The sequence below is a fragment of the Embleya sp. NPDC059213 genome (genome assembly GCF_042754445.1).
Classification (GTDB): Bacteria; Actinomycetota; Actinomycetes; order Streptomycetales; family Streptomycetaceae; genus Embleya.
In genome coordinates, this window is sequence record NZ_JBHZAV010000044.1 from 36,403 (window position 1) to 50,347 (window position 13,945).

General features: G+C 68.0%; 6 protein-coding genes. 5 read left to right on the top strand and 1 reads right to left on the bottom strand.

From position 1 onward, the window contains the following. The first annotated feature begins 141 nt into the window (after positions 1–141). Positions 142–1,824, top strand: a complete 1,683-nt coding sequence (locus ACFXMF_RS18510) for an AMP-binding protein (protein ID WP_379989658.1) — start codon at positions 142–144, stop codon at positions 1,822–1,824. Here the strand turns inward: ACFXMF_RS18510 and ACFXMF_RS18515 are convergent. Continuing rightward, the gene (locus ACFXMF_RS18515) at positions 1,801–2,631 is read right to left on the bottom strand and encodes a DUF5984 family protein (RefSeq protein ID WP_379989659.1); all 831 of its coding nucleotides are present in this window, start codon (positions 2,629–2,631) and stop codon (positions 1,801–1,803) included. The genes ACFXMF_RS18510 and ACFXMF_RS18515 overlap by 24 nt on opposite strands. A 125-nt stretch (positions 2,632–2,756) precedes the next feature. Here ACFXMF_RS18515 and ACFXMF_RS18520 point away from each other — a divergent pair, with 125 nt between their 5' ends. From ACFXMF_RS18520 to ACFXMF_RS18535, 4 genes are all read left to right on the top strand, one after another. Beyond that, positions 2,757–3,683 (top strand): serine hydrolase, encoded by a 927-nt coding sequence (locus tag ACFXMF_RS18520; RefSeq protein ID WP_379989660.1) that lies wholly within the window; start codon positions 2,757–2,759, stop codon positions 3,681–3,683. Positions 3,684–4,127: 444 nt separating this feature from the next. Continuing rightward, positions 4,128–8,801, top strand: a complete 4,674-nt coding sequence (locus ACFXMF_RS18525) for a DEAD/DEAH box helicase (RefSeq protein ID WP_379989661.1) — start codon at positions 4,128–4,130, stop codon at positions 8,799–8,801. Further along, complete coding sequence (locus tag ACFXMF_RS18530) at positions 8,801–10,687, top strand: UvrD-helicase domain-containing protein (RefSeq protein WP_379989662.1); 1,887 nt, start codon at positions 8,801–8,803, stop codon at positions 10,685–10,687. Before ACFXMF_RS18525 ends, ACFXMF_RS18530 begins: the two co-directional genes overlap by 1 nt. After that, positions 10,680–13,886: a helicase-related protein gene (locus tag ACFXMF_RS18535; RefSeq protein ID WP_379989663.1), complete on the top strand. Its 3,207-nt coding sequence runs from the start codon at positions 10,680–10,682 to the stop codon at positions 13,884–13,886. Before ACFXMF_RS18530 ends, ACFXMF_RS18535 begins: the two co-directional genes overlap by 8 nt. Positions 13,887–13,945: the final 59 nt, after the last annotated feature.

Below are 13,945 nucleotides of genomic sequence, written 5' to 3' on the forward strand. Positions count from 1 at the left end.
CGTACTGCCGAGTCCCGCCTCGCATCACCCCCATTCGGGGGTACAACGCTCGCCGTCCCCGCCCACCCCGCCTACCGTCGCGGCAACGCCGACCCGCACCGCTCGCTCCCACCACACCCCGACCAGGCCAGGTGACCCGCGATGACCGCTTCCGCGCCCCCGCCCCCGCAGCCCCAGGACGCCCCCGCGCCGGCCGGGCCCGCCACCCGCCAGGGTGAGCGCACGCCGCCGCTCCCGCACGAGACCATCGGCGCCAACCTGGCCCGGATCGCCGCCACCCACCCCGACAACGACGCCCTCGTCGAGTGCGCGAGTGGCCGACGCTGGACGTACGCCGAGTTCGACGCCGCCGTCGACGACCTCGCCCGCGCCCTGATCGCCACCGGCATCGAGGCGGGCGACCGGGTCGGCATCTGGTCACCCAACTGCGCCGAGTGGACCCTCGTGCAGTACGCCTCCGCCCGGGTCGGCGCGATCCTGGTCAACCTCAACCCGGCCTACCGGGTGCACGAGATCGAGTACGCGCTGGCCCAGTCCGGCACCAGGCTGCTGATCGCCGCGTCGCGCGTGAAGACCAGCGACTACCCGGCGATGGTCACCGAGGTCCGCCCCGCCTGCCCCGACCTGGAACGCGTCGTGCACATCGACACCCCGGACTGGCCCGCGCTGGTCGCCGAGGGCGCCGCGGTCTCGGTCGAGCGGCTGCGCGCCCGCGAGGCCACGCTGCGGCCGGAGGACCCGATCAACATCCAGTACACCTCGGGCACCACCGGCTTCCCCAAGGGCGCCACGCTCTCGCACCGCAACATCCTGGGCAACGGCTTCCAGGTGGCCGAGATCCAGGGCTGGACGGCCGCCGACCGGGTGTGCCTGCCGGTGCCCTTCTACCACTGCTTCGGCATGGTGATGGGCAACCTCGGCGCGACCAGCCACGGCGCGTGCATGGTCGTCCCGGCCCCGCTGTTCGACCCGGCCGCCACCCTGCGCGCCGTGCACAAGGAACGCTGCACGGTCCTGTACGGCGTCCCGACCATGTTCATCGCCGAACTCGCGCTGCCCGACTTCGACTCCGGCACCTACGACCTCTCCTCGCTGCGCACCGGCGTGATGGCGGGCTCACCGTGCCCGGTCGAGGTGATGAAGCGGGTGATCGAGCGGATGGGCATGACCGAGGTGACCATCTGTTACGGCATGACCGAAACCTCCCCGGTGTCCACCCAGACCCGCCGCGACGACTCGTTGGAACGCCGCGTCGGTACGGTCGGCCGCGTACACCCGCACCTGGAGATCAAGGTGGTCGACCCGACCACCGGCGCGACCGTGCCCGAGGGCACCCCCGGCGAGTTCTGCACCCGGGGCTACTCGGTGATGCTCGGCTACTGGCGAGACCCCGAGCGCACCGCCGAGGTGATCGACCCGGACGGCTGGATGCACACCGGCGACCTGGCCACGATGGACGCGGACGGCTACGTCTCGATCGTCGGCCGGATCAAGGACATGGTGATCCGCGGCGGCGAGAACGTCTATCCGCGCGAGATCGAGGAATTCCTGTACGGCCACCCGGACATCGAGGACGTCCAGGTCGTCGGCGTGCCCGACGAACGCTACGGCGAGGAACTGATGGCCTGGGTCAAACTCCGCCCCGGCGCCCCCGAACTCACCGCGGCCGAACTCCGCGAGTTCTGCACGGGCCGCCTCGCCCACTACAAGATCCCGCGCTACGTCCACCTCGTCGACGCCTTCCCGATGACGGTGACCGGCAAGATCCGCAAGATCGAAATGCGCGAAGCCTCCATCGCCCTACTGGACCAACCCCCGAGCTGACCCCTCCCGATCCCGCGCCGACTCGCCCGCCGGCCCGAGCAGCGTGCCTGCGCCCGCTCGTACGGCGGGCCAATCGGTGTCGGCGTCGCGGGTCGTCGCCTCGGCCAACCAGCCCGCACGGTCGCGCTGTTCGTGGCGCAGCCCGCGCAGATCGAGGTCGACCCCGGCGGGTGGGCCGGCCGCTTCCAGGCCGGCGACCCGTTCCTCCATCGCGGCGAACAACTCGCGATCGAACGCGGTGACCGCGGCCACGAAGGCATCGGTCGGGAGCACGACCCGGCCGGTCGGCGGCGCGGTGAACACGATCGGGTCGTCGTCGTCCGGATCGACGGGATGCGACCACGCGACGGTCATCGTGTCGGCGCCGCCCGAGACCGTGCGCCAAAACCGGATGTCCGGAGCAGCCCGCAGGTGGCCCATGGTCAACGAGTGGCCCGCGTGCCAGGCCCTCGCCGCCTCGATCTCCGGCGCGGCCGGCCACGTCGCCGCCGGCAGCTCGCCCGCGACGAAATCGAGCAGATCCGCCGGCACCGGTTCCAGGGCCTGCGGCATCAGGTCGAGCACGTCCTCCCACAACCGGACCACGTGGTAGTCGACCCACGGCGGCTCCGAGTCCGGCGCGACGTCCGCGTAGCGCAGCAGCTCATGGCCGCCCACCTCGATCCGATACCAACCGTCCGTCAGGATGAACCAGCCCAGTCGAGGCGGGTCCGCACCCCAGGGCCGCACCGCCGACACGGGCCGCAACACGAACCGAAAGCGCAACATCCGCCGAGTCTCCCAGTCCCGCACCGCCACAACGTCCACCCGCCACCACTCGCCGCGGCGCTCCCCTCGAAGCTCCCCGGCGCTCCCGGGCACTCCCCCGACTCTCACCCACTCTTAAGACTCGTCTCACCCACCACACACACCCGCACAGCACCGTGCCGACCATGAGCCCCGCTCGGGAAGGCACCCACCGCGCTCCACGCCGCGGCCCATCGCTCCTCGCACCGGCCGCGATCGTGCTCGTCTGTGCCACGCTGCTGTGGCTGGTCGTCTCCGGCAACCGCGCCGACCCGACCCCGTTCGGCGCCGCGGCGACCACGACGGCCGCCCCGCCCGAAAGCCCGGAGCCCACCTTGCCACCGTCGCACACCCCCGGCCCCACCCCGACCGAAACCGCCCTCGCCGCCGCCCTGCCCGAGATCACCGGCAACCTGTCGGTGGCCGTCCTCGACCCGACCGCCGACACCCTCGTCACCTACAACGCCGACCGCCCGTACGTCACCGCGAGCATCGTCAAGGTCGACATCCTGGCCACCCTCCTCCTCCAGGCCCAACAGGCGAACCGCACCCTGACCGACACCGAACGCTCCACCGCGGCGGCCATGATCGAAACCAGCGACAACGACGCCGCCGACACCCTGTGGTCCGCCATCGGCGGCGCCGCCGGCCTCCGCACCGCCAACACCACCCTGGGCCTGACCGACACCGAACCCACCGGCCTCTCCTGGGGTTTGACCCGTACCACCGCCGGCGACCAGGTCCGCCTGCTCGACGCGATCACCGCCGCCGACTCCCCCCTCGACGCCGCGTCCCGCGCCTACCTGGCCGACCTGATGACCTCGGTGCAAGCCGACCAGACCTGGGGCGTATCCACCGCCGCCGATCCGGGTACCACCCCGGCCCTCAAAAACGGCTGGCTCCCCCGCGACGCCACCGGCCTGTGGGTGATCAACAGCATCGCCCACATCACCCACACCGGCCACCCCCTCCTGATCGCCATCCTCTCCGACAACCAACCCTCCATGCCCGCCGGCATAACCCAACTCGAAACCGCCGCCCAAGCCGCCGTCACCGCAGCCGCCCACGGCTGAGGGGCCGCAACCATCGCACGTGGCACCCGAGTTGGACCCGGAGCCGGCGAGGCACATCGCGGTGTCCCGCGCAGATGTCCTCGACCCTGCGACCCGCGACGAGAAGTGGTGTCGATCCGACGAGTGACCTGCGGTCCGATCACACGCCGACCGTTCGCGAAGCGATGACACCACATTTGTGTCGGCTTCACCGGAAACCCCTCATCACCATCTCGCTACGGCGAGCTTCGAGACTCGGACAGATCACGGCCGGCGCGCTAGCGTGAACGGGTCGTACGGCTGGTTGGCGATCCGATTCCGGCCGCTTGCGGCATGTGCAAGCGACATCCGGATGAACGCGGTTCTCGCTGCCCGGAGGCCGGCGGACCGCCGTGTACGCGGGGAGCGCATCCGCCTTCGCACACGCCTGTCCCTCATCAGAGCCCGGTCCAAGGAGTCTCAGCCGTGGATGCCCTTCCCCCACCTGCCGCCGATGTCGCCCAACGTGTGATCGCTCTTTCCGAAAGCACGCTCCGCGTCTATCACGCCGATCCCGGGCACGTGGAGGAGCACGCCAACGGCGAACGCCGGATCACCCAGGGCGGCTACGGCGAGCGGCAAGTCTTCGAACTCGTGCAGAACGGTGCCGACGAGATCGGCGGCTCGGACGACGGACGAATTCACGTGGTCCTCACCGAGACGCACCTCTACTGCGCGAATTCCGGCTCGCCGATCACCGCCGACGGCGCCGAGACGATTTTGCGAATGAGCGTCTCGCGTAAGCGGGGTGGACAAATCGGCCGCTTCGGTGTCGGCGTCAAGTCCGTCCTCAGCGTCTCCGACACCCCGCGGTTCTTCAGTACATCGGGCAGCTTCGGATTCGATCGGGAGTGGTCCGCCACGCTCATCCGGTCGGTCGTGCCGACAGCCGGCGAAACTCCGGTGTTACGCATGGCCAAACCGTTGGATCTGATCACCGAGCGCACCACCGACCTCGTCCTCGACGAGTTGATGACGTGGGCATCCACGGTCGTGGTCCTGCCTCTGAAGCCGAATGCGGCGCAGAGACTGGCGCGGGACCTGGAGAACTTCCCGTCCCACTTCCCGTTGTTCTCCGATCACGTGGCAAGCGTCGTGATCGAGGATCGTTGCCCCGGCCGGACGGCGCGACGTGTCCTCACGCATCACTCGGAGGGCGATCTGCACACCATTCGAGAAGAGGGTGACGGACGAGAAGTCCGCAACGAACGCTGGCGCGTGTTCGCCATCGATCACGAACCCACCGCCGAGGCACGCGAGACCGCGGGCGAGTTGCACAACCGGCCGGTCATCAGGCTGTCGTGGGCGGTTCCGGAGAAGGGCGTACGAGCGCGTGGGGAACGCGGCCGGTTCTGGGCCTTCTTCCCGACGAACTACGACACCACGTTGACCGGTGTGGTCAATGCCGCGTGGAAGACGAACGAGGACCGGCAGAACCTCCTCCAGAGCGACTTCAACACCGAACTGATCACCGCCACCGCAACGATGATCGTCGAGTTCCTGCCGAAACTGCTGGACGACAACGACCCCGGATCGTATCTCCCGCTGCTGACCGCCCGTGGACGAGAAGCCGCGCAATGGGCCGACAAGTTGCTCGGCGACACGATCCTCGACGCTGCGTCGAAGCGGCCGTCGCTGCCCGACCAGACCGGCCGGTTGTCGCTTCCGACCGTCCTACATCTGCATCCCGAGGACTTGAAACCGCAGTGGCTCGCCTTGTGGTCGAAACACTCGGGTCGCCCACGCGCGTGGGTCCATCACAGCGTGGAAAGTCGCGAACGGCGTTCGCGCGTAAGGGACATCATGGACCGCTCGGGGATCCCCACGGCGTCGGTCCGGCAATGGCTCGAGGCGCTGGTCGCCGATCGATCCGCGGCGGGATCCGCACTCGCGCTCAGAATCGTCGCCGACATGCGTGCACAGAACTCGACGCACGCCGACCTTGCCGCCACCGCAAACATCCTGCTCACCCAGGACGATCGCTTCATCGCGCCACGCACCGGTGAGGTCTTTCGCCGCAGCACGACCGCAACGAGCCTGCGGGACAACCTGACGTACGTACATCCCCTGGTCGTCTCGGATCCGGAAGCCGCCCGCGCCCTGGACATCCTGGGTATTCCCGAAGCCGACGCCAACGGCCGGTTCCGCGCGGTGCTCGATCGGGGGTTCGTTCGATACGGCGACCGGGAATGGACGGAATTCTGGGACCTGGTGCGCCGAGTCGGTGCTCCGGCGGCCGACGAGATCAAACGGAAGATGGCCACCCCGGGACGGCAGATCCACGTCCGCACCGCGGATCGAACCTTCCGGCCGATGCGCGATTGCCTGCTCGCCGGATCGGTGATCCCCGCGGACGGATCCCGGGACGCGCAGGTCCTGGTCGACCCCGGCTTCCACCAGCCGGATGGGGCCGTGCTTCGTGCACTGGGGATGTCGGACCGGCCGGCGCCCTCGTGCGACCCACGTCATGATCCCTGGTTCGAGGAATACCGGGAGTACTACCGAACCGTCTACTGCAGGCAGTTGAAGGCTGCCGAAAGCCGGCCCTCGCTCTCTGCCTTCGCCTTCGAGGGCGCTTACCCGGCCGGGCCCCTGCACGTACTGAAGCAACTGTCCGTCGCGGGGCGGGCAGCGTTCGTCAGGGCGCTTCCGCCACTCGGCGTGGTCGCCGACTGGACGATGAGCGTGAACCGGCGCACCATGCGTAGCGCGTCCATCCCCTCGCCACTGACCTGGTATGTCCAGCGCCAGGGCGCCGTACCCACGTCACTGGGCCTGCGCAAGGTCACCCAGTGCGTGGCACCGTCTCTCGGTGCCTACCGCGATCTGCTGCCGGTGGCGGAAATCGACGAGTACGTCGCCGAAACACTGCGGATTCCCTCGGACTTGACGTCGGTGCCCGACCTGTTGTGGTCGGAACTGTTCGAGCGGATCGCCGTCGGTACCGACGACCGTTTCGTGGGACGGGCCTACGCCCTACTGGTGTCGGTCCCCGACGTGCCCTGGCCCGAAGACAGTGCAACCCGATGTCGGGTGGGAGCGGAATGGACCACCCGTGCAGACGACGAAATCGCCGTCACCGCCGACCCCGAGGTCTTCCGCGCCCTCAATCGCGAAGGTCTGCCCGCCCTGCTCGTCCCCGCGGAGGCGGACGCCCGCCGGATGATCGACGGCGCCTGGGGAATGAAGGATCCCCAAGGGTTGATCAGCAAGCAGTTGGAGTACACGGCCGAGGGCGAAACCGTACCGCTGATCGACCTGTTCCCGCGGCTGCGCCCCTGGTTGTCCGGACGAACGGATCTGCGGTTGACCCAGTGCTCGTCGCTGACCCAGGTCGTTCTCACTCCGAACGGCCGCCGCGAGCAGGAACTCGACGAGGCGATCGATCACGGCCTCGTACTCGTGCGGACCGCCGACGACGATCTCTCCGTGCTGATGGCCGTCTGCCGAGCCCTGGGTCTGGACCTGGACCGAGGTCGCTGCCAAGCGCTGCTGGACCTCCAGGAGAAGCACCGACACGACCAGCGCTTCGTCACCGTGCGCCGTGAGCCGGACCCGGCCTGCAAACTCCTGCTCGCAGTCGGCGTGGAAGAGCTCCGGGAGCACCTTCCCGAGGGGCTGGCGACCGCCGACCGGGCGATCAATCATGTCGTTCCCGACGATGTCCGAGTGGCTCGGCTCGTCATCGCCGCGCACGGCGACGACGTCCTGCGGGCACTTGCCCCCGCGCTTCGCGAGCACGGATTCCCGGCGCCCATGCAATGGGTGGGCGGGAGCACCGCGCTCAAATTCGTCCGCGAGTACGGCTTTCCCGCGAGTTGGGCAGGCAGCGCCGACATGACGACGCCCGTGTCGTTCGAGGACGTCCCGGGACCGCGCGATTTTCCCCGGCTGCACAGCTACCAGGAACTGATCGCCGCGAACATGTACCGGCTGCTGCTGGAGAGCAATCCCGGGCGGGCGATGCTTCGGCTTCCGACCGGGGCCGGCAAGACCCGGGTGGCCGCCGAGGCCACGATCCGCGCGCTCGGGGACGGGCACCTGAACGGCCCGGTCCTGTGGATCGCGCAGAGCGCCGAGCTGTGCGAACAGGCGATCGAGACATGGAAGTCCGTCTGGTCCCAACTCGGTCCGCAGGTCCCGCTGCGGATCAGCCGCATGTGGACCGGCCATCGGGCCCAACCGGTCTCCTCGGGGCCACAGTTGGTCGTTGCGGTGGACGAGTCGGTCCACCGGCACATCGCAACCGACGGCTACGCGTGGCTACGCGAGGCCTCGGTCGTGATCGTGGACGAGGCACACTTCGCGATCCCGCGCAGCTATACCCACATCCTGGACCAGCTCGGCATCACCCAGCACCGGACGGCACGTCCGCTGGTAGGGCTCACCGCAACCCCCTTCCGCGGCAACAACGTGGAGGAGACCCGGCGGCTCGCCCTGCGCTTCGGGCAACAACGCCTCGACCACGGAGTCTTCATCGGCGAGGACGAGAACAATCCGTACCCGCATCTGCAGCGCATCGGGGTGCTCTCGCAGGTCGAGCAACGCGAACTCGAGGGGCATACCGTCACACTCACCGCCGAACAGCGTGCCGAGACGGACAACAACAACAGCATGTCGCTGCCCGATGCGGTCACCAAGGATCTCGCCGAGAACACCCAACGCACCAAGCGCATCCTGGCGGAGATCGAACAGCTCGACCCGAGCTGGCCCGTCCTCGTTTTCGCGACCTCCGTCGAACACTCGAAGATCCTCACCGCCCTGCTGAACGAGCGAGGCGTAACCTCCGCTCAGGTCGACGGCACCACCCGCAGTGGCCTGCGCACCCGCCGGGTGGACGACTTTCGGGCGGGACGGATCCGAGTACTCACCAACTACAACGTGTTCACACAGGGGTTCGATGCACCTGCCGTGCGCGCGGTGGTGGTTGCCCGCCCCACGTACAGCCCGAACACCTACATTCAAATGATCGGTCGTGGACTCCGCGGCCCGGTCAACGGCGGCAAGGAAAGCTGTCTGATTCTCAACGTCCGCGACAATATCGAGAATTTCGGCCGCGACCTCGCCTACACCCAGTTCGAGTACCTGTGGAACAAGTGATGACGCCTCGGCTTTCACCCGAAACCCCGGCGCCCACGGTCGAGCAGAGGCAAATCATCGAGCAGCCGGCACGAACGCCGTTGTTCGTCACCGCCGGTGCGGGCACCGGAAAGACCCATACCCTGACCCGCAGGCTGGAGTTTCTGGTCGAGCGGGAAGACCTGGACGCGGGCAACATTCTCGTGCTGACCTTCTCGCGAGCCGCCGTCCGCGAGCTGCGCACCCGGCTGGCCCGGGACACCGAGGGTGCCCGCGGGATCAGGGTGCTGACCTTCGACGCGTGGGCCCTGGAAGTTCTCGGTGCCGTCGAGGCGACCGTCGATTGGCACCGGCTGTCCTTCGACCATCGGATCAACGAGGTCACGACGGCGATCACGAGCGGGAAGACGGACCACGTGCACGCCGACCTCGCCCACGTCCTCATCGACGAGGTACAGGACCTGGTGGGTATTCGTCAGCTCATGGTCCGAGCGCTGCTCGAGCGTTTCGATGCGGGCTTCACACTCGTCGGTGATCCCGCGCAGGCGATCTACGGCTTCCAAACCGCCGACTCCACCGGACGTCGATTCGGGGCCGGGGACTTCGTGACCTGGCTGCGTACCTTCTTCGCCGACGAGTTGGTGGAACTCACCCTCGAAACGAACTTCCGAGCCCGCACCGCCGAAACGCGCAAGGTGCTACGTCACGCCTCGGTGTTGGCCGTCGAGGGAAGCGACACGGCGAAACGCGACCTGCACCGAGCGCTGCGCACCGAACTGCTGGAGCTGGAGGACTTCGGAGATCTTGCCGTTCCGTTCGTCCGCGACGCGTTGTCGGCGGGCCACGAGACGACGGCGATCCTGTGTCGCGACAACGGGCAGGCTCTGCTCATCGCCGAGGAACTGCACCGTGGTCGAATCGATCACAGTGTGCGTCGGGCCGCAAGTGACCATGTGGTGCCCGGCTGGGTCGACACGATGCTTCGCAGTGCCGACCCCGTCATGTCTCGCGTGGTGTTCCTGGAAGCCCTGGGACGGCTCGCGCCGGACCTGGATCCGGACCGGACCTGGCGCTCGCTCCGCAATGCCGTAGGGCGAGGCTCCCCGAACACCCTTGACCTTTCCGGGTTGCACGCGGCCGTGGCCAAGGGATCCATCGGCGACGAACTCAGCGACCGCGCGGCAACGTTGTTGTCGGTGTCCACCACGCATCGCGCCAAGGGTTCGGAGTTCGATCGGGTCCTGGTCGTCGACCCCGGCGACCTGCCCGATGCGGGATTCGTCAATGCCGCCGAGGAGGCCCGTGTTCTGTTCGTGGCGATGACTCGCGCCCGAGAATCCCTGTACAGACTCGCTCCACCCGAGATGCGCTTCGTGCGCAAGGACACGGCGACCGGTCGGTGGGCGCGTGGCGGGCCGGCCCGCCACCATCGATGGGGACTGGAGGTTCGTTCGGGCGACGTGCACACGACCGATCCCGCCGGGACGTATGGATTCGAGGCGGATCCCGTCGCGTTGCAGGAGTATCTGCGGACAGAGGTGCACACGGGAGACGCGGTGATCCTCACACGGGTGGAATCCGGCCACCGAGAGGGTGCTCCGGACGGCTCGATGCTCGCCCCGCACTACGTGATCTCACACGCGGGCCGAGCCATCGGCGCGACCTCGGAATGCTTTCGTCGTGACCTCCACACCCATGTCCACGATCGGCGCGACGCGGCCGCGGCTCGTTGGCCGCGAAGCGTGTCGCGGTTGCGGATCGACACCGTGGAAACCGTCGTCGGAAGTGCGGCTTCCGCGGCGATCGCCGGTATCGGCGGGCACGGCAACTGGCTGGCACCACGACTGATCGGCTTGGGCCGCTTCGGCTCCGATACCCGTTCGAGCGGAGACGCGACCGATGACTGAGCGAACCGAACCGCACACCGAGCACCGCATGTTCCGCGACCAACTCGTGGACGAGCTTCGCGCGGACGTCCTGGGCCCGACCGGTGGCACGAACGAGGTTCTGTCAGACACTCCGATCACGTCCTACATCACCGGCATCCTCTTCCCACGCAGTACTTCGCGGGCACGAGCCCACGAGGAAATCCTGAGCATCGATCTCGACCCCGACGGACCCGGACCCGAGGACGTACCCGATCTCGGCATCGCCTTGGCGAACGTGCGCCGGCCGTCCTCGATGGGGCTCACGTTCGCGGTCGACACGACGCGTGGCCGGCTCCTGACCGTCACCGTCCGGGGGGCCCGATATCGGCCGACGGATCGCTCCGGGAACCCCGTCGAGGCCGAACGCCCCGAACGTCGCACCACGGATGAGCAGGATCTCCTTTGGCGACGCGAGGCGCTGTTGCCGGAATCGGTGACGGTAGACCTTCGGCAGGGACTCCCGGCGCCCGTCGTACTGACCACGGACCTCGAACTGCGGCTGCGCGTACGCCAACCGGACCCGCACGGTGTGGTGGCGATCACCGCGACACTGGTGAACACGGCGCTGGTCGGCGAGTACGACCTCCAGGACGCGTATTGCGTCTTTCAACCGGTGATTCGAGTCGAAGCACCCGACGGCAAGCCGATCTTCGTGGAGCGCCCATTCACCGGTGACAGCGATGTCGAAGCCGATGCTTCGAGACTCCTGCACCGACATGCCCCGGCGTTCGCCGCCGGCCACGGATGCGCCGCGGCCTGGGCCTTGATTCCTCCGCGCCCGCGCACGTCGGCGGACACGGTCGGAGATCGCGCTGCCGTGCCCGCGGTCTGGACGGAGTTCGTCCCCTCGTACGAAGTACTGCCGACCGACTCGAATCCGGAGATCGACGATCGCCACCTGGGTATGGATCACCTCTCGCATGCGGCCGACCACGAGGTGTTCGCGTCGCTGCACGCCCTCGTCGCCGGCTACGCGGGCTGGATCGAGGATCGCGCCGCGGAGTCCGGTTACCTGCCGGACGCCCGACTCCGGGTGGCCGGCACCGAACACGTGCAACTCTGCCGGGCCGCGCGAGAACGCATGCTCGCGGGCATCAGACTGCTGGAGCACGACCCCGAAGCACTGGAGGCGTTCCGGCTCGCCAATCGAGTCATGGCGATCCAACGCGGGCGCACATCGTGGGTGCGCGCGGGAGGCGTTGGCGAACCCGAGCCGACCGGCACCTGGCGGCCGTTCCAGATCGGCTTCCTCCTGTTGTGTATCGAAGGCATCGCCGACCCCGCGCATCCCGACCGCGAACTCGCGGACCTGCTGTGGTTCCCGACCGGGGGCGGAAAAACCGAGGCATATCTGGGACTGGTCGCCTTCACCACATTCCTGCGCAGAATGCGACTGGGGCCACGCGGTGGCGGGGTCACGGTGCTCATGCGGTACACCCTCCGCCTACTGACACTGCAACAGTTCGAGCGTGCAGCGGCCCTGTTGTGTGCCATGGAATGGGTCCGTCGCCAAAACCCGCAGCGATACGGCACGGAGGAGATGTCACTCGGCATGTGGGTCGGAAAGGACGCCACGCCGAACTCGCTCAAGGATGCCGCAGGCAAGCTGCAGGAGCTGCGCGAACGCCGAGTCCTGGACAAGATGAATCCCGTACAACTGCGCCGATGCCCGTGGTGCGGAACCCCGCTCGACGACAACGACTATCGCGTCGAATCGGCGCTCAAGCGAATGTATGTCCTTTGCCGTACGAAGACTTGCGACTTCGCCCAGGGGATTCCGGTGCACCTGGTCGACGAGGCCCTGTACGACGCGCGACCGACCCTGGTGATCGCCACGGCCGACAAATTCGCCCAACTGGCCTGGCGCGCGGATGTGGCCGCACTCTTCAACCGCGATCGGGCCGATTCGATCCCCCCGCCCGAGTTGGTAATCCAAGACGAACTCCACTTGATTTCGGGGCCGTTGGGCACGTTGGCCGGCCTGTACGAAACGGCCGTCGACATCGCCGCGGACCGACCGAAGGTAATCGCCTCCACCGCGACGATCCGTCGCGCGCGGGAGCAGGGCAGGGCCTTGTTCGATCGCGAGGTCCGGCAATTTCCTCCGCCCGGTCTGGATACCCGGGACACCTGGTTCTCCGTCGAAACGCCACCGGACTCGAAGGCGGGCCGACGCTATGTCGGGGTGCTGACGCCGAGCGTCAGCCAGGCAGCCCTGCTGGTCCGCACGTACGCTTCATTGCTGCACAGCACGCGGACATTCGCTGCGGTCGATGCCGTCCGCGATCCCTACTGGACCTTGATCGGCTACTTCAACAGCCTTCGGCTCCTCGCCGCCGCCGAGTTGCAGGTCGCGGACGATGTGCAGGCCCGGCTGCGGCAACTGGTCGAACGCTCCGGTTCCGCTTCCTGCGTAGTGGATCGGCACGCCGAACTGACGAGTCGAATCCCTTCGAGCGACATCCCGCGGTACCTCCAGGAGCTGGAAACCGCCTTGCCGGCGTCCCCCTTGGACACCGTGCTCGCCACCAACATGATCTCCGTCGGAGTGGACGTCGACCGACTGGGCCTCATGGTGGTCATGGGCCAGCCGCAAACCACGGCGGAGTACATCCAGGCCACCAGCAGGGTCGGTCGCAGATATCCGGGTCTCGTCGTGACCCTGCTCAACGGAGCTCGTTCGCGCGACCGCTCACACTACGAGAGCTTCGCCTCATACCATTCGGCCCTGTACCGCCAGGTCGAGTCCACCAGTGTGACGCCCTTTTCGACCCGTGCTCGCGACCGCGCACTGCACGCCATGTTCATCGGCCTGGCCCGCTTGATGATCCGCGAGGCCCGGCCCAACTCTGGCGCGGCCCGGGTGGAGCGCTTCCACGAGAAGCTGGTGGATCTGCGAGCGCTGGTGCTCACTCGGGTGCACGCCATTGCCCCCGAGGAACACCAGGCTACCGCCGCCCACTTGGACGACATCATCGAACACTGGCGGGCTTTGGCCGAGCAGAATACCGAGGTCGTCTACGAGGCGCCCTATCGCTGGAAGCGAAGCGAGACCCGAGCCGAGGACACCGCCCTGCTGCGTGCACACGAGGACGAGGACCTGGGTGACGCGTACGCCGCAACACCTTGGAGTCTCCGGGATGTGGACGCGGAATCCGACCTCTACCTGGAGAACTGACATGGCCCTTCGATCCGGAAAGTCGGCGTCTGTCACGGTCCCCCGTCCCCCCGCGCGCA